The organism is Shewanella basaltis (genome assembly GCF_023283885.1).
Taxonomy (GTDB): domain Bacteria; phylum Pseudomonadota; class Gammaproteobacteria; order Enterobacterales; family Shewanellaceae; genus Shewanella; species Shewanella basaltis.
This window is the reverse complement of the sequence record NZ_JAKILA010000032.1, coordinates 1-24,566: the sequence shown is the minus strand read 5'-3', so window position 1 is coordinate 24,566 and position 24,566 is coordinate 1. Positions and strand designations below refer to the sequence as shown.

Sequence of the window (24,566 nt, the reverse complement as noted above, 5' to 3'; positions counted from 1 at the left end):
TGAGGTCCTAGTGATTGTGAATATCAAAACCGGCTTTAGCTTGTTCAGACGCTAAGAAAAACGCCCCAGATATCACCACGCGACTTTTGGGCTCAACGCCAGTTATCATGCTTAGACCTCGTTGACGTTCAACCACTTTTACTTCGACGGCCTCAAAGCCTTCATCATGTTCAATAAAAATCTGCCAATCACCGTCACCACTGCGGGTTAGCGCAGCATCGGGAACAACAAACCCATTAGCACTATGCTGTTTACTGGGCAGGTACAACTCAGCAAATTCCCCTGCATGTAAATCATGTTTAGGGTTAGGCAAACGCACCAATACTTGCTCTGTTCGAGTGACCGGATTGATTTCATGGGCGCGACCAATAATGACACCACGGCGAGTTTGTTCACTCACACGCACCATGGCTTCGCTACCAATATCGATTTGCTCTGCTTGTGACGGCGTCAACTCAGCTTGCACCCACAAATATGATTCATCGGTGATTTGCATCAAGGGCGTACCGGCTTCAAGCACTTGGCCTAACATGGCAATATCTTGCTGCACACGGCCTTGAATAGGTGCTAATAACTGAAATTGACCAATACTGCTTGGTGATGACACCAATGCTGATATTTGCTGGTTAGTCATCATAATCGACTGTAAAATAGCGCGTTTTAGCTCGGCGTTAACCTCTGTCTGCATCCGCTGACTGGCACTAATACTGCCGGCTGTCATACGTTTAATGCGATCCCATTCAGTAGCCGCATTAATATAATCGGCTTGCGCAGCTGCTATTTCTGCCCCGCCCAATGTTAATAATGCCTGGCCTTGAGTGACTTGCTGTCCGGGTACAACATGGCGCTTGAGCACCTGCATATCGAGCTGTGGCGCAATGGTCATGGTTTTATCTTTATCAACCAGTAATTGCGCAGTCGCAACGGCTTGTAAACTAAAGCCTTGATTGACTAACTCAGACACATTAATGCCTGCGAGCTGTCGTTGTTCGCTATTAAGGGTAAGAACTTGCTCTAGGTGAGTGTCTGCCGTTTCACTGGCTTGTGCAGTGCTAACAATCATTAATGTGGCAAATAAAGATACCAAGGCACAACATGCCTTGGTTGGGGAAAACAATATAAAAATAGGCTTCATGGGTATTCCTAAACATAAGCCGTCAACACATCGCCTATCCTTCATATACAAAAAGGCGGCAACATGACGATGTTAACGGTAATGAATTTTGTCTTATGCAATACACCCAACCGCATTAACGTAATGCAACAGGATTAGCTGCCGTAAACGGTCAATGAGTCAGCTGCATAAAACAACTTAATAACAATATGGCGTTAGGAATTACGCTATTGGTGGGCGGTAACGGGGTAGGTTATCTGGCGGTAAATACAATAAACTAAAATCAGTATACGTGTTGTTAACACCTTGCCTTAATACGTCATTAACAGGAGACACTAAGGCAATATGACCACCATGACATTGGCAATCTAAACAGACATCAATTTGTTGAATATCGGTTATATTGGCAACATGCTGGTGGTCGTCACTGACCGAATGTGTTGTAGAGCCGTCAAGTGCACAAGTACAGTCGAGACAATCTGCGATAACAATAACTTCTGTGGTTAATTGCAAGTGCGGATGATTGTTTTGCTCTTCATTGCTATTGCCCAGGTGCAACTGATGTGCGCCTAAGTTTGCGCCCACAAATTGCAGTAACACAATAGCAATGATCAACTTGGCACAATATGCCATGTAGGGCAAAACGCGTGAATTCAAATCCGCACTCCGGCGCACTAACGCTTATTTAAATACGCAATGCTTCGCATAATCAGTGGCTTCGTTTGCGGTCCAATCGCCACTGTCCTTTTCTTTCATTTGTTTACACCAAGCATCGCTGCCCACTTCAGGTGCACACGCGGTTAAGCTTAGGGTTAATAATAATGCGCTTGATACGGCAAACAATTTTGATAACGACATAAGTAAGCAATCCTTTTCTAAATAAGTAAACAGATACTAACACTGAGAACGTTTAGCAATCCACGTTATTGCATTTTGTTTTTCTGATAATGGAAACCATGCGACTTCGCCTTGCATAAACGGTCCCATTAACCGCACAGCATTGCCTACCCAATCTGGGCCGCCAACAAACACTAATGCATCAAATGCAGGTAATTGTACTTCACCACTGCCGGTTAAAGAGCCAAATTCCCAACCTTCGAGTAACACATCCGCTTCAATATACAAGCATACCTGGCCCCAATCTTTACGATAAGCGCGAATAGTCGGTTGCAGACGGGTACGGTAATCGGACGCAGATAGGCGCCCACTGACAAATAAACTAATGACACCCTTGGTAATATCGGGTATTTGACACAACATAACAGTAACTCCAGCCTTATCATCAGGCTATAGAACACACTTTAAAACGACCTATCATCGCTAAAGCGACAGTGGCGCTCATAATACCAAAACTCTGCATTTGATTTCATTAAATATGCAATAACTCAGAGCACAGTCAGTATTTTGCTGATGTCGAGACAAGTTAACGCTGAGGCTCATTAATAGCCACCGCTGAAATACACGCCTAATTACGGTATAATTAACCGATAAAACATATTAAAGAGGACAACCTCAACCGAATGATACAAATTACTCAACGAGTCATATTGCAAGACAACGAAATTGAATGGCAGTTTGTTCGCTCAAGCGGCGCGGGCGGTCAAAATGTCAATAAAGTATCGACAGCGGCTCAGCTTAGCTTTGATATTGCATCATCATCTTTGCCTGAATTTTATCAACAAAAGTTATTAGCCAAGGCTGATCACCGCATTACCAAAAGCGGAAAAATCATCATCAAATGCCAGCAATCAAGAAGCCAAGACTTTAATCGCCAGACCGCGTTAGAACAATTTATTGAGCTGGTAAAAAGTGTCGGCATTGTACAAAAGGCCCGTATTGCGACCAAAGCCACCAAAGGCAGTCAAACTCGCCGAATTGAAGCGAAAAAACAACGTGGTGCCACCAAAGCCATGCGCCAAAATAAAACCGGCTATTAATGAATTTTAGCCGTTAGATGAACATTTTTAGGTTTACCACGCGCATATCTTCAGTAAGAATGGACTCACACGTTTTATTGCCCACACCACAGGAAGTCCCATGAGCAGCACAGCCAAAATTTTAGTGATAAATGGCCCTAATCTTAATTTGCTTGGCCGCCGCGAGCCGGGGCACTATGGCCATCAAACCTTAGCCACCATTGTAAATGAACTAACCGATAGCGCGAACCAAGTCGGCGTTGAATTAGAACACGTTCAGTCTAATGCCGAATATCAATTAATTGACGCCATACATGCTACCGATGCCCAGTTTATTATTATCAATCCTGCAGCTTTTACCCACACCAGCGTTGCCCTGCGTGACGCTATACTCGGCGTGGCCATACCGTTTATTGAAGTGCATTTATCAAATGTGCATGCCCGCGAGCCTTTTAGGCATCATTCGTATTTTTCAGACAAAGCCCAGGGGGTTATTTGCGGCCTAGGTGCACAAGGTTACGATTTTGCCCTGCAAGCGGCAATTAAGTACCTAAAAGAGCATCACAAAGGATAAGGTTTGAGTAAGCTAAAAGCCGACGTCAGCATTATTTATAGCGGCATATTCAGCCAGTGGGACAACCAGAGCGATGACTTGCCACGTTTTTTAGAGGCAACCATTCACGTCCCCGCAATTATTGATACTGAATTTGGCTTTATTGTTCGGATCAAAAAAGCCAAAAACCAGGTATTAACCTACTGTATTTATCATCCTGATATTCCAGACGACCAAGGTAATGTGCGCCCACCGTTTGATGGTACTGTATTCATTAAGGAAAACGATTGGCGCTTTTATCTTGGCGATTGCATTTGGGCACCAGCAGATAACAAAGTCGGTAATTGGCGCATGACCCTTGAGCTCAATGGCAAAATTGTTGCCGACAAAACCTTTAAGGTATATACCCAAACAACCTGAAGATACTCGATTTCAGCAAGAGTTTACACACGTTTAGGCAAGGCATTGATTGCGGGTAATGGTTATTCCCTTTCCAAAATCAATAACGCAGCATAAACGCGTGTAAAACTTGCCCTTTGGGAGTTTCAACGTGTTCCCCTGATTTTTAAATCAAGAGCGCTGTTTGCGCTAAGTTATAAAGTACCGACATTACCGCATTAACGCGCCTAGTACTGAAAACACAGTGAAACTCTGAAACACGTAGCTTCAAGTTGATTGGGTATGTCTCCCCGAATAAAGTGAAGCGTTATCGATAATCACGCTGCCACACTTAAAGCGATTGTTTGCTATACTGCACGCAAATTGCCCCGCCATTTATCGAGCATCCATGTCCATTCAATCTGTTTTAACCGCAGCGTTAGCCAAACGTACTGCCTTTTTTGAGCAAGCCAGCCAAGACAATACCGACTGCTATAGGGTATTTCATGGCACGGTTGAAGGCGAAAATGGTCTTAATATCGATCGTTATGGCGATGCTTGGTTAATCCAAACTTTTCACCAGACTTTATCAGATGAGCAGCTGACAGACATTTCAAGTGAACTAACTGCCCATGCAGATTTTCATATCGTGTACAACGATCGCTCAGGTAACCATTCTCGAGTGCTCAATACCGCCACGAATGAAGCACAGGATTACGCTCAAACAGAACAAGTGATCCATGAGAACGGCATCGCATTTACCTCTAAACTTCGTCACGAAGGCCAGGACCCACTGCTGTTTTTAGACATGCGTATCGGCCGCGAATATGTGCAAGCTAACAGTAAAGATAAAAGCGTATTAAACCTGTTTTCGTACACTTGTGGTGTGGGCATTGCAGCAGCTATGGGCGGCGCGCGTAAAGTAATGAATGTCGATTTTTCATCTTTTGCGTTAGCCGCTGGGCAAAAAAATGCCGAACTAAACAAGGTTACTGAGGTATGCGAGTTTGTGCAAAGCGATGCGTTTCCGGCGCTGCGCCAATTAGCGGGATTACCGGTTGGCGGACGCCGTAATCAAAAACTGCCTAAATACCCCAAACTGCGGGCAACACAGTTTGACTTAGTGTTTTTAGACCCACCCCGTTTTGCCAAAAGCGCCTTTGGCATTGTCGATTTAGTGAATGATTACCAGGGGTTATTTAAGCCTGCAGTATTAGCCACTAAAGCCGGTGGTCATATCGTGTGTTGTAATAATGTCGCCAAAGTGGATCGCCAAACCTGGTACGACAGCCTAGTCCGCTGCGTTGAAAAACAAGGCCGTAAAGTCACCTCCAGCCAATGGTTAGACTGTCATGCTGATTTCCCGGCATTTGACGACAACCACCCGCTAAAAATTGTCGTATTAGGCATAGATTAATCGAGTCGAGATCAATCATTTGCGACAAACAATTCAGCCACCGAAGGTGGCTGAATCGTTTGGTTAATCCCAAAACGGGCTTACGACATTGCCACGATTTGTGGGTTACCCGCAGCACTCGTCGCACTGTGGTTACGTGCAACTAAACTCGTAAAGCTTTTGTCTAGAATAGTATCAACATATTGCCAATCGCCGCGTACTTCGTCGGCAGTGAAGGTCAATAATAAATAACCACGATCTTTTAAGTTGGCATATTTAAGATCGTTTATTAACCCCACAATTGCCGCTTCTGTTGCTGGCATCTCAGCATCAGACAAACCTAAGTAATATTCAAGCCCTGGTGATGACACGGAACTGGTGGCAAATTCAACACCTACGGTATCGCCATTGCTGTCTGTGAGCTCATTAGCCCATGCATTATGAGTGTCACCGGCAATGACCACTAGGTTATGCTTTAACGACTTAGCCGTGGCATAAATCACTTCGCGCTCATAGGCGTAACCGTCCCAGGCATCTAAATTATATGGAATGGAGGGCAATTGTAATAATGCCACCACCTCAGGAGTGAGCTTATCTTGATTAGCTTGCAAATACGCCAGTTCTTCAGCGGTTAATGTGGTATCGCCTGCTTGAGCACGCCCTGCCAATTGGGCAATGCCAGCAAGCTGTGCAAATTGCGGTATGCTCATTTGCTGAGTGGCAATAGCAGCAGGCAATAACATTTTCCCCATTAACACCTGCTGTCCTAATACCTGCCACTTGGCAGTAGATTGCAGTAAGGTTTGTTGTAACCACTGCAATTGAGCTTGCCCCAATAAAGTACGATTAATATCAGTGACAGCGGCTAAAAAAAGATTACTGTCAAACGCCCCTGTCGTTGAGTCAATATAATCGCTGTATTCTAATTGCTTGTCGCGAGCCAGCACACGAGTGTCGAGCATATGCAAATCAACCAGGTCACCGTAATTAAAACTTCTGTAAATTTCTTCATGATTACCTTCGCTCCAGGGCCTAATGGGTAGCCACTCAAAATAGGCTTGCAGTGCAGCAGCCTTACGTTGGTCAAAATCACCTTCATCGTCGTTATGATTTTCAGCGCCCTCTTTCCATGTATCATTAGCCACTTCATGGTCGTCCCACACCGTAATAAAGGGCACGCTAGCATGCAGTTTTTGTAAGCTGGCATCGCTACGGTATTGGCTATAACGAGTACGATAGTCGGCTAATAAAAACAGCTCTCCTTCGGGCAACACTTCACGGCCTAGGGCTGCTGCATTGTCGCTGGCGTATTCCCCGCGGGCATACTCATATAAATAGTCACCTAAATGCACCACAGCATCTAAATCATCTCGCTGAGCTGCCATTTCGTAAACATTAAAATAACCAGCAGGAAAATTAGCACACGACATCACCGCAAGCTTGACCGAGTCCACGCTCCCCTGTGGTAACGTGCGGGTTTTCCCCACGACAGATACGTTATCGCCCGCTTTAAAACGATAAAAATACTGCTGACCTGCCACTAGGCCTACGGCATCAATTTTAACGGTATAGTCGCGGCTGTCATTGGTTATGGTTTGGCCATTAGTGACTAAATCAGTAAAGCCACTGTCTGTGGCCACTTCCCATGAAACGGTAATATCGCCCGGTTTATCTGGCGTAACTCGTGTCCATAAAATCACGGCATCTGCTGCAGGGTCGCCACTGGCAACGCCTTGTAAAAACTGGCCAGAAATAGTCTCATCGTCATCACTATGACAGCCCATTAGCCCGTAAGACACCACAACAGCACCCACGCCTTTTGCTGACATAGCCAAAAAATCACGACGAGTAACAAACCGTTTCATAAACATATCCTTATTGGTTACATGCGGCCGTGTCAGTCACAGCCTAAGAGGTCTAATGAGTGGCTATTGTGAAAGTAAACGATGACATAACAGTGACAAAACCATGACAAACAATTGGGCCAAACTATTTGTGCAGCCCAAAATTAAATTGCACACAATCTAGTTGCATTTTCATTTTCGCTTAGTTATAGTGAGCGCAATTAAATTGCACACAACTTAAATTAACTAACTTATTTACGAGGTTTATTATGTCAACGTTATACACCACTTCAGCAACCGCATTAGCCGGCCGTAACGGTCAAGTTTCTACCGACGACAAAAAAGTCGACTTACAATTAAGTTACCCAAAAGAAATGGGGGGTAGCGGCGAGTTTACTAACCCTGAACAATTATTTGCCGCAGGTTATGCAGCGTGTTTCTCAAACGCAATTTTACACGTAGCACGCGAAACCAAAGTGGCCATCAAAGCGGCCCCAACCACAGCAACGGTAGGCATTGGCCCTAATGATAATGGCGGATTTGCCCTAACAGTCGCCCTTGCGGTTGAACTTGATTTAGACCAGGAAGCAGCAGAAAAGCTGGTTAAAACCGCACACCAAGTTTGCCCATATTCAAACGCAGTACGTGGCAACATTGATGTAAAATTAACCGTTAATGGCCAAGCGATTTAACGCAAAAGATCGCGCCGTTAGGCGTGTTTAACCAACAAAAAACCAAGACGCGAGTCTTGGTTTTTTGTTGTTGAATACCTACGATTTTATGTTCATTACAATATCTAACGCGCGTAAACGATGTTCATGGCTGTATAAATCGTTAGTGAACATCACCTCATCCACGCCAAGCTGTTCAACAAACACCGCTAAACGATGCTTAATGGTCGATGGGCCACCGCAAATAGATAAGCTTAAAAAGCTATCAACATAGTTTTTCTCTTGCTCGCTCCACAACCCATCCATGCTATCGATAGGCGGTTTTAGCCACATTTCTTGGCCACGAATAAGCGCTAAAATGCGTTGTTTTGATGTGGTGCTAAGGTATTGCGCTTCAGCATCGGTAGGCGCTGCCACTAACGGTAGCCCAACCATCACATAAGGTGTGGCAAGAACTGCCGACGGGGTAAATTCACGGCGATATAACGCAATGGCCTCTGATAAAAATCGTGGCGCAAAATGGCCCGCAAACACATACGGCAAACCACGTTTGGCCGCGAGTTGCGCACTAAACAAGCTTGAGCCGAGTAACCAAATTGGTACATTGGTATGCTCGCCCGGGATCGCTCGTACCGCTTTAGCTTGCCCAATTTGGCGCGCCTCGCGTGGTCCGAGTAATGATTGCAGCTCACTGACCTCATCGGGAAAATGCTCTGCCCGCTGGGTATCGCGATTAAGCGCTAAGCTGGTTACCGGATCGCTGCCTGGCGCACGGCCCAAGCCTAAATCAATTCGGTCTGGATACAAACTGGCTAAGGTGCCAAATTGCTCTGCCACTACAAGCGGCGCATGATTAGGCAGCATAATGCCACCCGCTCCCACTCTAATGCGCTTAGTGCCACCTGCAATATACCCAAACAACCTGAAGATTCTCGATTTCAGCAAGAATTTACACGCGTTTAGGCAAGGCATTGATTGTGGGTAATGGTTATTCCCTTTCCTAAATCAATAACGCAGCATAAACGCGTGTAAAACTTGCCCTTTGGGAGTTTCACCGTGTTTCCACTACGTTGTTGCGTTAATTTATAAGGTACATACATTACCGCATTAACGCGCCTAGTATTGAAAACACGGTGAAGCTCTGAAACACGGATCTTCAGGTTGATTGGGTATAAACCCAATTAAAATGGATGTGGCCGAGCAAATAATACCCGGCATATTGTGATGTTCAGCTAACCAAAACCGATTAAACCCCAAACTTTCTGCATGCTGAGCATAAGCTAGACTACCTTGCAAAGTTGATGACACTGTCGCGTCTTCGCGCATGGGCGCTAGCTCAAGTAACGAAAAAGGAATATCTGCCAATATTGACATCATGGCTCCTTATTTGAGGAATAAAAACCAGCTTAAAAAGCTTGTAGCATCTCTTGAGTGAACTCGTCGGTGTTAATCGTAAAACCCGCAGCATCAATAGCTTGTTGCAGTTTATCCAGCTCATTATTGACGTTAGACATGGTTAAGGTATTGTTGTCTAACTCGTAAACCAATGCCAAACTTTGATAATAAAAGCTCAATATCACTAAGGCATCACGGTTGTTGTCTTTGGCCGCTTGTTGCAATGCTTTGAGTTTACGAAAAATTTTGTTTTGCAGCTGTTTAAGTTGCCACACGTAATAGACTTCATAAAACTTGGGTTTTTCACGCAAGTTACGCACCAGCAGGCTGCACACCATTAACGCCAAAATAACCCCAGTAAAATTAAGATGAAAATTCCCGGTAGACTCTGCACCAGGTAACGGCTTAACTCCAAAAAAATAAATCATTAACTGACCAAACACCAACGACAATATGGCCAGTATGACCACTAAACCGATTTGCACTTGATTGTTCACCGAACGGTATTGGCTTTTATCTATTTTAACTAACTTCATTTGCTACTCGCACATTTCACGCTACAGAATTATGCATAGCTTAACGTGCAGCCAAGCCAGAACAAAAGAGTAAATAGATTTAAATCAGAATAAAAAGACACAAGCCCTTAAATCATCAATCATTTAAGGGCTTACAGTAATAACAAGAATGATCTTATCAATCGACAATTTTAAGCCGATTAAGGGTTTAGGTTAATTACGGCCAGCCATTACGCCGCCATCAACATCCCAAATTGCGCCTGTCACCCAGGCCGCCTGTGAAGACAATAAAAACGTTACGCTATTGGCAACATCAACAGTTGTACCAATGCGGCCGATAGGGTGAAATCCATTAAAACCTGCTAATGCGCTTTCAACGTCATTAGGCTCAATAAAGGCTTCATAAATAGGCGTGTGCACTACCGCTGGCGACACGGCATTAACACGGATATTATGCTCTGCTAATTCCATCGCCATATGCTGAGTCAGTGCATGTAACCCCGCTTTTGCCATAGAATAAGCACTCGATGGCGTCGCTTTAATGGCTTGCTTAGCCCACATAGAACCAATATTAACAATGCTGCCACCGCCATGCTTAATCATGTTTCTGGCAACCGCTTGCGAAATCACAAACATCGCTTTGTTCAGCTCCATGTAGATGTCGTAATCACTAAGCTGATGCGCTAAAAATGGCTTAGGGTTGAAATAGCCTGCTGCATTAACTAAATAATCAATACTACAATCCATTGCATCGATCATACTGAGCAGGCGGTTAAGATCATTTGCGTCATATAAATTGGCTTGAACGCCACTAGCCTCGCCCAGTGTTGATAACTGCGCAACCGCAGCGTCGAGCTTTTGCGCATTGTTACCCACAATAATGGTCACAACACCTTGAGTGACTAATTGCTTAGCCGTTTCAAAACCAATACCACTGCTGCCACCAATAATGAATGCCGTTTTTTGGGTTAATGTTGTCATTTGTTCACACCTAAGTTACGAATAAGTGTGATAAGCTTATTGATAAACTATCCAGTTGAATAGTAAGTACAATTTAGTCCCATAGGTACTTTTAGGTACATATTAATGAATACAAACGAAAAAATATTTCCGCGCAAAACCGCACCCGAAAAGTCAGCCCGTATGGTCGAAACCATTTACGGCTGCAAATGGTCGTTAACCGTGTATCAGCTGCTCGCTAATAACATTAATCGCCCCGGTGAGATGGTTAAATCGGTTGACGGGCTCAGCACCAAGGTGCTCAATCAATGTTTAAAGAAAAACCTCGAGTTTGGGGTTTTAAATAAGATCAATTATCCCGAAATACCGCCACGGGTAGAGTATGAGGTAACAGAGTTTGGCCAAAAATTTATGCGCATTTTAGACGACATTGAAAAACTGCAAAATGAAATTGATGCTTAACCCGCAATGGCAGTCGCCCCGTTAGGCATCTGGTGTGTCACTGGCGGCATTAAGCCACACAAACTCCGGCAATGCAGTTAAATCTAAGCAGTCGCCCCACTGAGCAATGGCACTACTTTTGGGTTGCGTTGCCTCATCTTGATTAAGCGCTTCCATTAACACTTTTTGCGCCTCGGGCTCACCATGTACCAATATAATGGCAGGTGAGTCTTCAAAGTGATGATACCAACGCAACAGCTCAGCCTGATCAGCATGGGCTGACAAGCCCCCAACGGTGTGAATACGCGCAGCCACTTTGACACTTTGGCCATGAATGGTCAGCTCTTCAGCGCCATCCACCAATAAGCGCCCCGGTGTGCCTAACGCCTGAAAACCACAAATGATAATATTGGCCTCTTTACGCCATAAATTATGCACAAAATGGTTACGAATACGGCCGCCATTACACATGCCGCTGCCCGCAATCACAATTAATCCTTCGTGAATGTCATTTAGTGCTATCGACTCCTCTGTACTGCTTACAAACTCAGCGCAAGACAATAACGGATGATTGCCGGGCGACATCCGAGTAAAGCGCTTAAAGTCATCGTCCAATATGGGGTAATTGTTCACGTAGACTTGTGTGGCTTTAATGGCCATTGGACTGTCTAAACAAATACGCCAACGCGATAAATCCCATTCTTTGGCATATAAATGGAACAAATACAGTAATTCTTGTGCACGACCCACCGAAAAAGCGGGAATTAAAATATTGCCGCGGCTTTGATTAATAGTGGCTTTAAATATCGATTTAAGCTCAACTAAGGTTTCATGCCAGCTGCGGTGTAAACGATTACCGTAGGTGCTTTCCATCAGGACAAGATCAGCCTTTTCGATAAAGGTAGGGTCATCTAAAATCGGCATGCCTGCACGGCCTAAGTCACCGCTAAAAACCAGTTTTTTCTGTTCAGGCTTCTGCCCAAGCCACAACTCAACTATTGCCGACCCGAGAATATGCCCCGCATCCGACAAACGCACTTCAATAGCGTCAGCCACTTGGACTCGCTGGCCATAATCGACCACCACAAACTGAGCCAATACCTGCTCGACATCGTCTTCAGTAAAAAGTGGCTCGAGTGCTTCTAAATCGTTTTTAACACGCTTTTTATTTTTTCTTTCAGTGTCGCGCTCTTGCAGCATTGCCGCATCACGCAGCATAATATTGCACAACTGTGCCGTGGCGCGCTGGGTATAAATTGGCCCAGTAAACCCTTGTTTAACCAAATAGGGCAAGCGTCCTGAATGGTCAATATGCGCATGGCTTAATACCACAGCATGGACTTGAGCAGGGTCAAATGGAAAAGGGTCATAATTACGCAGTTCGTCAGCTTTACCTCCTTGAATTAACCCACAATCAAGTAATACTGGCTGCCCACCTACCGTCAGTAAGTGGCATGAGCCAGTGACTTCTTCAGTCGCCCCCAAAAACTGCAATGTCATGTGCATAACAACCTCCTTAATCACCTTCACTTAATTAAGCGTATGTCATTGACAAAATAATGTAGCGATCCACATCAAATAAACGCACAAAAATCACAACTAAATAAAAATGCACCATCAATGCATATATAACCACACGTTAACAACCAAGCAAACAAGTTAACCTACTGTTAACACTTAATTTTACTAATTTACTAAACCGTGAAATTTATGTGCTATATCGCTATTTTTGAGCATATTTCACTTTGGAGTCTAAACAGGATTTGCTACTCTGCGCCTCCTCAATGGAGAAGAAGTATTAATGGACTAGACTGTGCTTACTCAAACAACAAGACAAGAGATGAAAATGAACAAGACGTTAGTTGCAGCATTGATTTCAACAGTGTTAATTGCACCTTCGGTTTCAGCCACCGAAATTTTTAAAGACGATGTCAATGCCGTGAGCATTGGTGGTTTTGTCGACGCACGTGTGATTAACACTCAGGGTGAAACTGAAGTCGTTAACGGCGCGTCACGCATTAATTTTGGTTTTGCTCGTCAATTACAAAATGGCTGGAATGCATTTGCAAAATTAGAATGGGGTGTTAACCCTGTAGGCAGCACAGACATTGTTTACAACAACCGCTTTGAGTCAATTCAAGATGAGTTTTTTTATAACCGTTTAGGTTATGCCGGTCTTGCACATGACACCTACGGCAGTATCACAATTGGCAAGCAATGGGGTGCTTGGTATGACGTGGTATATGGCACAAACTACGGTTTTGTTTGGGACGGTAACACAGCTGGTGTTTACACGTACAACAAAGATGATGGCGCCGTAAACGGTGTGGGTCGTGGCGACAAAACGGTGCAGTACCGTAACAGCTTTAACGACATCAGTTTTGCCGTGCAAGTACAGCTAAAAAACAGCGAGTTTTATACATGTGACTTTGAAGATATCACACAAGACGCATGTGAAGATTTATGGACAACAGGCGCAACTGAAGCTCAAAAAGTTGAGTACAACTACACTTATGGCGGCTCAATAACTTACCAAGCAACAGACAAACTCGTTTTAGCTGCGGGTGTTAACCGTGGTGAATTTGATGTGACCTTTGGTAACGGTAACACCTCTACCGCTGAAGATATCATTTACGGTGTGAGTGCCACCTGGGGTAACTTTGATCAAAACGGTTTTTATGCCTCAGCTAACATCAACAAAAACGAAAACCACGACACAGATAACATTGGCCGTTTAATTGATAAATCGGTCGGTGTAGAGTCGTTATTCTCGTACATGTTTGACAACAACATCCGTACTTTTGTGTCATACAACATTTTAGATGCGGGTAACGACTATGTTATCCAACCTAACTACAATGCCGATCCAGAAGACGAATTTAAGCGTCAGTTTGTGGTAATGGGGCTACATTACGTATTTAACCCAGAAACTGTAGTGTATTTAGAAGTGCGTCGTGATTACAGCGACTTTACAAGCAACGATAAAGATCAACAAGCAAGAATGGAACTGTCTGAAGACGACGGTGTCGCCATTGGTATTCGTTACACTCTTTAATATGCCGCAAACCGAGTTGATATGACTTAGGTTTTATCGTTTAACTGCAAATTAAAAAAGGTTCGACAGCGATGTCGAACCTTTTTTATTGCCATTCAATCAGCCAACAACACGGCACATTTAAGCCACTGTTTTTTCGTCGACAATAGTGACTTTTTCAACCACGATTGACTCTCGCGGTACATCTTCATGGCCGGCAACCGTGGTTGTTTTAACCTGCTCAATTTGTTGGATCACCTCCATACCGGCAATCACTTTTGCAAACACTGCATAACCCCAACCCGCATTGGTAGTGGCGGTATGATCCAAAAAGTCATTATTGGCCACGTTAATAAAAAACTGCCCCGTTGCCGAATGCGGTGCATCGGTTCGTGCCATGGCTAACGTGCCAATCACATTTTTAAGGCCTTTATTGGCTTCATTAGCAATGGGGGCACGGGTGGGTTTTTCTTTCATTTTGGCGGTTAAGCCACCGCCCTGCACCATAAAACCTTTAATCACCCGATGAAAAATCGTGCCTTCATAAAAGCCATCCTGGCAATACTTTAAAAAGTTTTTTGAGGTCACTGGCGCGCGTTCCATGTCCAGTTCTACAGTAAAGTCGCCAAGGTTGGTGCTAAAAATAATCATAAAATGCCCACAAGGTTAAACACAATAATAACGGCCATTATAGCCGCTATTGTGACTGCCCCGTTTGAGTTTATTACACTGTTTGATTAAATAATCTGAGCTCGGGATAATAAACACCGTTCAAACAGTCCTTTGCCCTGCTAACTGCGTTGAATCGACTGACAATAGGCTAACTATTGACGGGTCAATTCGCCTTGTTAGTAAGACAAATAACAAGCTTGAAAGCGAGATGATTAACGTGTTGATTTTAAATGGCATAAGTTCAACCCTTATTCCGAGTTCAGGTTAAATAAATCCATTGTAATGTGTGTCATCGCACGCCCCCGTAAGGATCGTTAATTTGTAATCTGGTGCAAATTGACTTTAATGCAAAGATGGTAGCGCATTGCCAGAGTCGACACTGGCCAATGCATCATAAAAATAAGGGAAGCCAATGAAAGTGATTACCGAAACACCAAGGCTCATTATCCGAGAATTTACCCTTGCCGATGCCCCCGAGGTATTAAACTTTAACACCCCAAAAGAGGTGAATCGATATACCGGCGATGCTGGCGTATGCACCACGTTGACCGATGCCGAAAACATCATCCGCAATATTTGGTTGGTGGAATATCAACAGTATGGTTTTGGCCGCTGGGCGGTCGTCGTTAAAGACACCAATACCGTGATTGGTTTTTGCGGTTTTAAAAATGAGACGCGCATTAATGCAGTTGATATTGGCTATCGCTTGCACCCCGATTATTGGGGAATTGGCCTAGCCACCGAAGCCAACCAAGCTTGTATTGATTATGCCAAAAAGCACATGGATTTAGACACAGTTTATGCCGATGTGGTTGACGCTAATCAGGGCTCAATTAACGTTGTCATTAAGCTTGGGATGACCTATCACTCGCAGTATCAAGAAGGCGAATGTAACGTTAATCGGTATGTTATTTCACTCAAGGCTAATAAATCAGCGAAAAAAGGCTAATCCAGAGCAGCCACTGCAAGTCATCATCACCTTAAGTTTACTTATATAGAAATCCCTCAATAGCGCCACTATCTAAGGGATTTTTATGAGTTAACCCTGTCTAACGACTCTTACATTTTCAACTGCACATCTGAAGTGAGCTTAGTTGAACAGGCCAACACAAAACCGGCGGCAATTTCGTCTGCGGTTAGTGTCATTTTGCTGGTTGATGTTACCGTGCCAGACACCACTTGGCATTTACATGCGCCACATACGCCAGAGCGACACGCAGCAATAATCGGTAACTTGGCAGACTCTATACCTTCTAATAAGGTTTGAACGCCCGTTAATGCAATGTCTTTATCGCCAATGCGCAACATAAACTGCTCGGTTGATGCTGCACTCTCGGTTGCCGCTTTTATGCCCATTGCGCTACTGTCACCAAAGCTTTCTTGGTGAAACTGTGTCATATCAAATTCAGCGGCTTGCAGCAGTAATTTTACGGCGGCCATGTAAGGTTCTGGGCCACACACAAATACCGTACGTTGCTGATAATCGGGAACCCATTTAGTTAACGCCTCTAGGGTTAACCGCCCCGTTGCACAACCGGTTTGCGCATGTTTGTCAATGAGCAGGTGCTGGTTGTCAGCAGACTCAAGCACATAATTAAGAGTAAACTGCTGACTGCGTGATGCCATTGACGCCATTGAATCAGCAAATATCACATCATTGACACTTTTAGCGCTGTGCACAAAGGCAATATCACTGTCTGTAGTGGTATCGCATAACCAGCGCGACATAGAATGCATGGGTGTTACGCCACAACCAGCACTTAAAAACAAATACTTATCAGCAGTGATGTCGACTAAATTAAATACCCCATCAGGCCCTGTTACGGTGACTTCATCGCCCACATTAAGCGACTCAGTTAAATAATTAGACACCACACCGCCCGCAATCTTTTTAATGGTTACCATTAATGAAAAAGGCCGCGAAGGTGACGATGAAATAGTGTAGCTACGATAGGTTTTAACGCCGTTAATATCGAGTTTAAAGGTAATAAACTGCCCGGGTTTGAAATTAAATTTAACTGGTGTTAACCCCTGAAATCGAAAGCTGACTACATCGTGGGTTTCGTTCCATTTTTCAACACAGCGCAGTTGCACCTCTCCTCGTTGCCAACTGTCGGCAGCTAATAATGCTTGCGGCGACACGCTAGCAGGCTCTACTTTTGCTGCAGGCTCGCTCACAGTAGGAGCAGGTTTTGCCGCCTGAGCAGAAAGCGCTTGTGAAAAAGAAAAACCGACAGAGGGAGTTGTACTCATTTTGATACCTTTAACGCAGTAAACAAGAGAGGTAGCGATAAGGACAATGCCTTATCGCCTTTAATCGTTATCGTGCACGCAAACTAATTTACGTGCACGATTTTAAGGGCTGATTACGCCACTTTCATCATCGCTTTTAAATCTGACTCAACATCAGTTGTGGTACGTAAACCAAATTGTTGCTCAAGAATGTTAGCAAGATTTTCAGTTAAGAACCCAGGTGCACTTGGGCCAGTACGAATGTTTTTAACCCCAAGAGAAAGCAAGGTTAACAACACCACAATCGCTTTTTGCTCAAACCAAGACAGCACTAAACTCAATGGTAAATCGTTAAGGTCGCACTCAAAAATATCTTTTAACGCTAACGCTAACTGAATCGCTGAGTAAGCATCGTTACATTGGCCCACATCGAGTAAACGTGGCACACCATTGATGTCGCCAAATTCCAATTTATTGAATTTGTACTTACCGCAGCCTAAGGTCAAAATAATTGAATCGTCAGGCACAGACTTGGCTAAATCGGTAAAGTAGCTACGCTCTGCTTTGTCGCCATCACACCCACCAATTAAGAAGAAATGCTTAATTGAACCGTTTTTAACGTTTTCAACAACCGTTGGTGCCGCAGCCATTAATGCATTGCGCGCAAAACCAATGGTGATCATGTGAGGAATTTCATCGTAAGCAAAACCTTCAAGTTCAAGTGCTTTGTTAATCACCACGCTAAAGTCTTCACCCTCAACGTGCGTTACACCCGGCCAGCCCACAATGCTACGAGTGAAGATACGGTCTGAGTATTCACCCACATTAGGGTCAATAATACAGTTTGAGGTCATCACCACGGCACCAGGGAAGGTACCAAATTCTTTTTGCTGGTTTTGCCAAGCGCTACCGTAGTTACCCACTAAATGCGGGTACTTTTTAAAGGCTGGATACGCCAATGCAGGTAACATTTCACCATGGGTAAACACATTAATGCCTTTACCTGCGGTTTGCTCAAGGATGAGCTCTAAGTCTTTCATGTCGTGGCCAGACACTAAAATTGCCTTACCTTTAACAGACTTGGTATTAACTTGTGTTGGTTCAGGGTGGCCAAAGGCAGTGGTTTCGCCTAAATCTAACATCGCCATAATGCGATAGTTTAATTGGCCAATTTGCATTGCAGTGGCAAACAACTTGTCTGCATCAACTGAGTCTTCACCTAAAAACGCCATAATTTGATGGAATTCAGCAGCGACATCTACGTCAGTTTGATCAAGTACGCGAGCATGCTCCATATAAGCTGCGGCACCTTTTAAGCCATATAAGCATAATAGGCGTAACCCTAAAATATCTTCGTGCACGTCACCGCGATTAAGTAATGCCACTGGCGCTTGGGCTAAAATTTCAGGCTTAGAAGTGGCAAGCAATAACTCGCCTTGAGCGCTCACCATTTCAGGTTCAACGCCTTTGCCTTTACAGGCCGCAATGTAAGCCGCTTTTAATTGGTCACGATACGTTTGTGCCTGGTAGGCATAATCAATTAAGCGTTCATCATCGAAGTTTACGTTAGTTAACGTGGCAAAAAAGGCCTTAGGCACAAAGGTGTCGATGGTGCTATCAATAATGCCAAACTCACGCGCTTTAACAGCGTAAGCCGACACACCCTGTAGCATATAAATTAATAAGTCTTGAATATCAGACGTTGACGCCAACTTGCCACACATACCTTGCGAGTAACTACAGCCGTTGCCTGCTGGTGTTCTAATGGTTTGCTCACATTGCACACAAAACATAACCCTACTCCTCAAATTTAAATCATGTATAAATTTTACATGTTATAAACGAGTTTACTCTTTACTGTGTAAATCTAAACCCATTTTTACGAGTAATGTTGCATTTTATGAGCCAAATCACTTTAAGCGATTGCTAATATAAATGTCATTGTTAGCCACTACTGCATGGTTAAAACATCCAAAACAACTGAGCTTTGGCTACTCGCTAGTGATGAAAATCGCCTTTAAAATTTTTTCCATTTAAGCCATAAAAGCACGTAAACTTAACCTAACTTGACTCAAAATAATAATCGCCTTCGAACAGGATGACTCGATGAAAACCAAACTTAATACCATTGCATCAGCCCTTTTTTTAGTACTGACTCCTGCGGCAATGGCTGCCGATGTGGCGGTAATCACCCTAGAAAATGGCGCCAATGTTCGCTTAAAAGATGACTTCACTTGGGAATACATCATCACCGAAACTGTCTCTGCGCCAACAACGATCAATGCTCCAGCGATCGCAACCAAAGTTGCCGATACTTCTGTTGCAAACATTAGTGCTACTGCAGCCCAACAAACCAATACCGTCACACCCACTGAAGCGGCCTCAGCAACAGACAGCACCACTCGACTCACCGCTAGCGCAATGGCACAACCAGAATTACTTGCCAGCACAACAAAAGAGGGCATTAAAATCACCCTTGCAGACACAAAATGGAAAGGCGATAAGCTGGGTTTAGTGTTCGATTTTGACAGCACCAGTAATGAACATGTCACAATTGTTGAAGTTGAAGTGAGTTTTTACGATGACAATGGTGCCTTGCTCAAAACAGAAAAGCTTGAAGCATGGGAAGCCATTTTCCGAATGCCAGAAACTTACCTGCGTAAAGGCCAGCACCGTCAATCGCCAGTATTGTGGGTAGAAGGTGTTAATCAGCAGCAGTGGCAAAAGCAGTTAATCAGCTTAAAAATAGTTGAAATCGAATCACGTTAATAATGAACTGCTACACAAGCCCTAAAGACAACAAGCCCAAATGAAATACCAATTCATTTGGGCTTGTGAAACAAAAAACGGATTTAGTTCAATAATTCATGATCTTTAGGTAACTGCTTACTTATCCATAATATCAATTTATGTTTACGATTAGGGCCGTCGTCTTTGTCTTCAGCTAGTGGTTGTATTAGCTTATCTTGCACTAACAAACGGTAAATACATTCCACTTTATCTTTAGGGGATATCCCTTTACCAAAATCAGCAAAACCACGTTTTTGCGCGTAGCCCACCCCAATTTCCATTGCAAGCTTGAGCAATTGGGTATCATGCTTACCAGCTTTCATCTGTTGCCCTCATAGTGCCTTTTATCCCTTTAAACTACGTGAATATCTGCAAATAGCCACAACAATAGTGAACTCAATGACCCAAACATTAACAAATGTCACGATTAGCAAGTTTAGTTACAAAATTTAGCGCTCAATTAACCCCATAAATCTAGGCGCAAAGGCGCTGGCTTGTTATTGTATATGGCTAAACCAAACCGATAAGCATGACACAATATGAGTTTGGTACTATTTCATTCTGTTTTTATTTCACGGCTTAATACAACATCAACTGTAGAAAAGCATAAAAACACTTCAAACGGGCGGAGCCCAAGGATATTTCAATGCGTAAAACGCTTATTACCACTGCCGTTAGTGCGGCATTGATGCTTAGTGCATGTTCAGAGCCATCGTCAGACACCGCGATGGCAAGTAAAACCACCACAGAAGCACCTGCCACTCAAGCACCTGCGGCGGCCGACAATGCACTACTAGTTCCAAGTCCATTGCAATACATGGCTCCGCAATTTGACAAATTTAAAGCCGGTGACTTTTTACCTGCCTTTGAACAAGGCATGGAAGAGCACAAAACTGAAATCGCGGCAATTACCAATAATACTGACGCACCAACGTTCGAAAACACCGTTGTCGCACTTGAAAAAACCGGTGCTATTTTAGATCGTACTCAGCGGGTGTTTTTCAACCTTAATGGCTTAATTTCAGATGACAACTTCATCAGTGTTGAAGCGCAAATTGTGCCTAAATTAACGGCGCACATGGACAATATCTACCTAGATGAAAAACTATTTGCTCGTATTCAAGCCATTTACAAAAACAAAGCGGCCTTAACAGGCGAAGACTTACGCTTAGTTGAAGTGTACTACGACCGTTTTGTGCGTGCAGGGGCAGAGCTATCTGCCGACGATAAAGCACAAATGCGTCAACTTAACGGTGAACTGGCAAAACTTGAAACCAGCTTTTCACAAAACGTATTAAAGTCATTTCAAGATGACGTGATTATTATTGAAGACAAAGCCATGCTTGATGGCTTATCAGACAATGACATTGCATCATTAGCCGCAGCAGCAAAAGCCGCTGGCAAAACCGGTTACATGATCACCTTAGTCAACACCACAACCCAACCGTTATTATCTAGCCTTAAAAACCGCGAGCTACGTAAAAAGCTATGGGAAACATCAGCGTATCGCGCTATGGACACAAATAGCCCACTTAATATTAAGATAGCCCAGCTGCGTGCCGAAAAAGCAAAACTATTAGGCTACCCAACATGGGCAGCCTATTCCACTGGCGATCAAATGGCTAAAACCCCAGAAGCGGTTTATGGCATTCTTGACGACCTAGCACCAAAAGCGCTAGTAAAAGCCAAAGTTGAAGCGGCAGACATTCAAGCCGAAATAGTAAAAGACGGTAAAGACTTCACGCTAGAGCCGTGGGACTGGGCCTACTACGCAGAAAAAGTGCGTGCAGCCAAATACGACATCGACGACAGCCAAGTTAAGCCCTACTTTGAAATGAACACCGTCCTTAACGATGGCCTGTTTTTCGCCATGAATAAACTGTACGGCATTACCGTTAAACCACGCACCGACCTACCCGTTTGGCATAACGATGTCACCGGTTATGAGCTGTTTAATAAAGATGGCAGCTCAATTGGTTTATTCTATTTAGATATGTACGCCCGTCCTGGTAAACGTGGTGGCGCATGGATGGATGAGTTTGTTAGCCAGTCATTCTTAAAAAACACTAAACCAGTAGTGTATAACGCGCTTAACGTGCCAAAACCCGCCGAAGGTCAGCCAACGCTGTTAACCTTTGACGAAGTGAGCACCCTATTCCACGAGTTTGGCCACGCAATCCACGGCTTATATTCACAGGTTAACTACCCAAGCCTTGCGGGCACATTAACCGCGCGTGACTTTGTTGAATTTCCATCACAAGCTAACGAAGACTGGAGCATCGACCCTGCCGTGTTAGCAAACTACGCTAAACATTACCAAACTGGCGAGCCTATTCCTGCTGAGCTACTGGCTAAAGTATTAAAAGCACACACCTTTAACCAAGGCTTTGGCACCGTTGAATACCTAGCCGCTGCACTGCTTGATATGGAATGGCACTCAATTGCTGCTGGCACTGAAATCACCGATGTCGCCGCCTTTGAAAAACAAGCGCTAGCCAAACACGGGCTCGACTACGGCCCAATTGCACCACGCTATAAAACCACCTACTTTAGCCACAGCTTCGGCGGCGGTTACTCAGCGGGTTACTACGCCTACCTGTGGACCGAAGTGCTAGCAGCAGACTCGTTTGCTTACATGATGGCTCATGGCGGACTCACTGAACAAAACGGTCAAAAATACCGTGATGCCGTGTTGTCAAAAGGCAATAGCCAAGACCTCATGCAAAGCTACATCGACTTTGCCGGCAAAAAACCATCAACAGACGCCCTATTAAAGCGTCGTGGTTTAGTGCACTAATCGTTACCAGGTGACATCCTCTCTCAAACTTGAGAGAGGATGATTAATTGCAAAGGCAGATAACCTAATCAATTAATCGAATTAAAAGTGTAAATATTATGCAAACACAATACTTTTTGTGTCATTTTGCACAATTGTTGCGCCATTGAGCACATCAAGACTTTACATTTTTTAGAATACCCTTATTATTCACACCGTTCGGAGGGATGGCAGAGTGGTCGAATGCACCGGTCTTGAAAACCGGCAACGGTTTACCCCGTTCTAGGGTTCAAATCCCTATCCCTCCGCCACATTCTAAAGTGAAAAAGCCATTGATAATCAATGGCTTTTTTGCTTTATAGCATCTGGCTTATGTTTAAGATAGGGCACATTCTCAGGAAAACGGATGACTGAGACATATGTACCCGATTTTGTAGAGAGTAGAGCCACAAATTGTACCTATTACACCCGCATGGTGTTGCCTGCTTATCTGCGTGATAAAGGCTTCTCTGCCGACATCAAAGTATCCCTGCTCACTAAACAGCGCTCAATCGCGATAGGCCGTAATCTTGTCGTTGCGGGTATCTTACGGCCATTAATCAGCAACTTAACCCCACAATCACAGCCAGATGCGTTTAAAGCACACGTTAATCAATTGATTAATGATGCCCGTGTAGGCTTTGTTGGGATAACCGATACGCTTGATGATAAGGCCAAACCTGTGCGGGAAATCATTCAGTTTATTCCCACTCGACCAACGCAATTAGCACATAATAGTGCGACATATGACAATTATCCCTCACCAACAAACTTGGCGTTATCAAAAAGTTCGGGTAGTAAAAAACAAACAAATTCAGTCGCTAACGTCACATTATCGGATGCACTAATTAAGTTTATTAACTCCAAACAAAAGCAGTCTGTCTCAGTGTTAACGGTAAAGCAGCTTAATCAACGTATAGGCCACTTTATTGAAAGAGCTCACCTAGATGATGTATTCGACATTACCAGCGCTGAGGCGATGGAATACAAGGATTGTTTACTTGAAGAGGGCAGAAGCCACAAAAGTAACAAAGACTACCTAGCAGCGGTGTCGCAGTTCTTTAAATGGTGCAAATTGATGCGCTACACCAGCGCTAACCCGTTTGATGAGGTGAAACTGTCCAAGCCAAGTAACCAGGCTGGACATGATTTAGCGCGTCAGCGCTGGCAACCAGAGCAACTAAAACACGTACTGCAATCACAAGACTTTATTGATAAACACCCTGACTTTAAATGGATAACACTATTGATGCTGTATCACGGTTTGCGACCTTCTGAAGCCTGTCAGCTACACAGCAATGATATAACCGTAATCGATGGTATCAGCGTCATTCACGTCACCAATGAGGGCATGAGCCAACAGCTCAAGACTGCACAGTCAAAGCGAACCGTTCCGCTGCATCAAAAGCTAATTGAGCTTGGTTTTATTGATTTCGTTCAAACCATTAATGACCGAACATCAAAAAACAGTCAATTAACAAGCAACCCGTTATTTCATTACCAACCTAGTAGTGATGGCGTTTGGTCACATAAGTTCTGCCGTGAATTTGGCAAATTACTCGACCAACTTCACTTTGTTGCAGGTAAACGACCTACAGCCTATTCATTCCGTCACACCTTTATTGATGAGCTTAAGCAACTGCAAATCGAAGAGTCGATGGTGGCACAGCTTGTTGGACACGTTTATCACAACATCACCTATGGACGATACGGCAAGCAATATGATGTAAAAACACTCAAACCTGTGGTGGATAAAGTCAGTTACACATTGAATCTATTTCTACCAGTATAAGAAGTGGGATTATATGAGAGGATTTTTGCTGAAAAGCTCAACCGTAGA

Annotated in this window: 23 protein-coding genes, 1 tRNA gene and 2 pseudogenes; 12 read left to right on the top strand and 14 right to left on the bottom strand. The window is 44.0% G+C overall.

The window, feature by feature from the left end:
- Nucleotides 1-7 precede the first annotated feature (7 nt).
- The 4 genes from L2703_RS17940 to L2703_RS17925 all read right to left on the bottom strand — a co-directional run bounded on the left by L2703_RS17940 (nt 8) and on the right by L2703_RS17925 (nt 2,374).
- A complete protein-coding gene (locus tag L2703_RS17940; protein ID WP_248972395.1) occupies nt 8-1,135 on the bottom strand; it encodes an efflux RND transporter periplasmic adaptor subunit in 1,128 nt (375 codons plus the stop codon).
- 201 nt (nt 1,136-1,336) lie between these two features.
- Complete coding sequence (locus L2703_RS17935) at nt 1,337-1,747, bottom strand: hypothetical protein (RefSeq protein ID WP_248972405.1); 411 nt, start codon at nt 1,745-1,747, stop codon at nt 1,337-1,339.
- Between the two features lie 48 nt (nt 1,748-1,795).
- Complete coding sequence (locus tag L2703_RS17930) at nt 1,796-1,972, bottom strand: DUF3012 domain-containing protein (RefSeq protein WP_248972394.1); 177 nt, start codon at nt 1,970-1,972, stop codon at nt 1,796-1,798.
- Nucleotides 1,973-2,008: 36 nt separating this feature from the next.
- On the bottom strand, nt 2,009-2,374 hold the full coding sequence (locus L2703_RS17925; RefSeq protein WP_248972393.1) for a SpoIIAA family protein: 366 nt from the start codon (nt 2,372-2,374) through the stop codon (nt 2,009-2,011).
- A 260-nt stretch (nt 2,375-2,634) separates the two neighbouring features.
- Here L2703_RS17925 and arfB point away from each other — a divergent pair, with 260 nt between their 5' ends.
- The 4 genes from arfB to L2703_RS17905 all read left to right on the top strand — a co-directional run bounded on the left by arfB (nt 2,635) and on the right by L2703_RS17905 (nt 5,378).
- Nucleotides 2,635-3,051: an alternative ribosome rescue aminoacyl-tRNA hydrolase ArfB gene (gene arfB, locus L2703_RS17920; RefSeq protein WP_188918370.1), complete on the top strand. Its 417-nt coding sequence runs from the start codon at nt 2,635-2,637 to the stop codon at nt 3,049-3,051.
- 100 nt (nt 3,052-3,151) lie between these two features.
- Complete coding sequence (gene aroQ / locus L2703_RS17915) at nt 3,152-3,604, top strand: type II 3-dehydroquinate dehydratase (protein WP_248972392.1); 453 nt, start codon at nt 3,152-3,154, stop codon at nt 3,602-3,604.
- Between the two features lie 3 nt (nt 3,605-3,607).
- Nucleotides 3,608-4,003 carry a DUF3859 domain-containing protein gene (locus L2703_RS17910; RefSeq protein ID WP_248972391.1) on the top strand — a complete coding sequence of 132 codons (396 nt, stop codon included), beginning with the start codon at nt 3,608-3,610 and terminating at the stop codon, nt 4,001-4,003.
- A gap of 367 nt (nt 4,004-4,370) precedes the next feature.
- Entirely contained in the window at nt 4,371-5,378 is a 1,008-nt protein-coding gene (locus L2703_RS17905) for a class I SAM-dependent rRNA methyltransferase (protein ID WP_248972390.1), read from the top strand.
- An 80-nt stretch (nt 5,379-5,458) separates the two neighbouring features.
- Here the strand turns inward: L2703_RS17905 and L2703_RS17900 are convergent, their stop codons facing one another.
- Nucleotides 5,459-7,222 (bottom strand): alkaline phosphatase D family protein, encoded by a 1,764-nt coding sequence (locus L2703_RS17900; RefSeq protein WP_248972389.1) that lies wholly within the window; start codon nt 7,220-7,222, stop codon nt 5,459-5,461.
- A gap of 248 nt (nt 7,223-7,470) precedes the next feature.
- Between L2703_RS17900 and ohr the strand changes: the two genes are divergently transcribed.
- Nucleotides 7,471-7,893 carry an organic hydroperoxide reductase Ohr gene (gene ohr / locus L2703_RS17895; protein ID WP_248972388.1) on the top strand — a complete coding sequence of 141 codons (423 nt, stop codon included), beginning with the start codon at nt 7,471-7,473 and terminating at the stop codon, nt 7,891-7,893.
- Nucleotides 7,894-7,971: 78 nt separating this feature from the next.
- Here the strand turns inward: ohr and L2703_RS17890 are convergent.
- From L2703_RS17890 to L2703_RS17875, 4 genes and pseudogenes are all read right to left on the bottom strand, one after another.
- Nucleotides 7,972-8,793: pseudogene (locus tag L2703_RS17890) on the bottom strand (LLM class flavin-dependent oxidoreductase); the annotation flags it as partial.
- A 254-nt stretch (nt 8,794-9,047) separates the two neighbouring features.
- A pseudogene (locus L2703_RS17885) lies at nt 9,048-9,240 on the bottom strand (LLM class flavin-dependent oxidoreductase); the annotation flags it as partial.
- Between the two features lie 38 nt (nt 9,241-9,278).
- Entirely contained in the window at nt 9,279-9,803 is a 525-nt protein-coding gene (locus L2703_RS17880; protein ID WP_248972387.1) for a DUF3087 domain-containing protein, read from the bottom strand.
- 192 nt (nt 9,804-9,995) lie between these two features.
- Nucleotides 9,996-10,763, bottom strand: a complete 768-nt coding sequence (locus L2703_RS17875) for an SDR family NAD(P)-dependent oxidoreductase (RefSeq protein ID WP_248972386.1) — start codon at nt 10,761-10,763, stop codon at nt 9,996-9,998.
- A gap of 105 nt (nt 10,764-10,868) precedes the next feature.
- Here L2703_RS17875 and L2703_RS17870 point away from each other — a divergent pair, with 105 nt between their 5' ends.
- Entirely contained in the window at nt 10,869-11,204 is a 336-nt protein-coding gene (locus tag L2703_RS17870; RefSeq protein WP_248972385.1) for a winged helix-turn-helix transcriptional regulator, read from the top strand.
- A 21-nt stretch (nt 11,205-11,225) separates the two neighbouring features.
- Here the strand turns inward: L2703_RS17870 and L2703_RS17865 are convergent, their stop codons facing one another.
- The gene (locus tag L2703_RS17865) at nt 11,226-12,689 is read right to left on the bottom strand and encodes an MBL fold metallo-hydrolase RNA specificity domain-containing protein (protein ID WP_248972384.1); all 1,464 of its coding nucleotides are present in this window, start codon (nt 12,687-12,689) and stop codon (nt 11,226-11,228) included.
- Between the two features lie 340 nt (nt 12,690-13,029).
- Here L2703_RS17865 and L2703_RS17860 point away from each other — a divergent pair, with 340 nt between their 5' ends.
- Nucleotides 13,030-14,238 carry a porin gene (locus L2703_RS17860; RefSeq protein WP_248972383.1) on the top strand — a complete coding sequence of 403 codons (1,209 nt, stop codon included), beginning with the start codon at nt 13,030-13,032 and terminating at the stop codon, nt 14,236-14,238.
- Between the two features lie 120 nt (nt 14,239-14,358).
- Here L2703_RS17860 and L2703_RS17855 read toward each other — a convergent pair whose 3' ends face one another.
- Nucleotides 14,359-14,868, bottom strand: a complete 510-nt coding sequence (locus tag L2703_RS17855; RefSeq protein WP_248972382.1) for a peptidylprolyl isomerase — start codon at nt 14,866-14,868, stop codon at nt 14,359-14,361.
- Between the two features lie 433 nt (nt 14,869-15,301).
- Here L2703_RS17855 and L2703_RS17850 point away from each other — a divergent pair, with 433 nt between their 5' ends.
- A complete protein-coding gene (locus L2703_RS17850) occupies nt 15,302-15,838 on the top strand; it encodes a GNAT family N-acetyltransferase (protein WP_248972381.1) in 537 nt (178 codons plus the stop codon).
- A gap of 110 nt (nt 15,839-15,948) precedes the next feature.
- Here the strand turns inward: L2703_RS17850 and L2703_RS17845 are convergent, their stop codons facing one another.
- Nucleotides 15,949-17,142 carry an FAD-binding oxidoreductase gene (locus L2703_RS17845; RefSeq protein ID WP_248972380.1) on the bottom strand — a complete coding sequence of 398 codons (1,194 nt, stop codon included), beginning with the start codon at nt 17,140-17,142 and terminating at the stop codon, nt 15,949-15,951.
- A gap of 113 nt (nt 17,143-17,255) precedes the next feature.
- Nucleotides 17,256-18,914, bottom strand: coding sequence for a hydroxylamine reductase (gene hcp / locus L2703_RS17840; RefSeq protein WP_248972379.1), 1,659 nt, complete (start codon nt 18,912-18,914; stop codon nt 17,256-17,258).
- A 313-nt stretch (nt 18,915-19,227) separates the two neighbouring features.
- Here hcp and L2703_RS17835 point away from each other — a divergent pair, with 313 nt between their 5' ends.
- Nucleotides 19,228-19,890 (top strand): DUF3157 family protein, encoded by a 663-nt coding sequence (locus L2703_RS17835; RefSeq protein ID WP_248972378.1) that lies wholly within the window; start codon nt 19,228-19,230, stop codon nt 19,888-19,890.
- Between the two features lie 83 nt (nt 19,891-19,973).
- On the opposite strand, the gene L2703_RS17830 is transcribed toward L2703_RS17835, so the two are convergent.
- Entirely contained in the window at nt 19,974-20,234 is a 261-nt protein-coding gene (locus tag L2703_RS17830; protein WP_248972377.1) for a DUF5062 family protein, read from the bottom strand.
- A 323-nt stretch (nt 20,235-20,557) separates the two neighbouring features.
- Here L2703_RS17830 and L2703_RS17825 point away from each other — a divergent pair, with 323 nt between their 5' ends.
- The 3 genes from L2703_RS17825 (at nt 20,558) to L2703_RS17815 (ending at nt 24,518) form a co-directional block, all read left to right on the top strand.
- Nucleotides 20,558-22,708, top strand: coding sequence for a M3 family metallopeptidase (locus L2703_RS17825; RefSeq protein ID WP_248972376.1), 2,151 nt, complete (start codon nt 20,558-20,560; stop codon nt 22,706-22,708).
- A 200-nt stretch (nt 22,709-22,908) separates the two neighbouring features.
- Nucleotides 22,909-22,998: transfer RNA gene (locus tag L2703_RS17820), tRNA-Ser, on the top strand.
- 95 nt (nt 22,999-23,093) lie between these two features.
- On the top strand, nt 23,094-24,518 hold the full coding sequence (locus L2703_RS17815; protein ID WP_248972375.1) for a site-specific integrase: 1,425 nt from the start codon (nt 23,094-23,096) through the stop codon (nt 24,516-24,518).
- Nucleotides 24,519-24,566 lie beyond the last annotated feature (48 nt).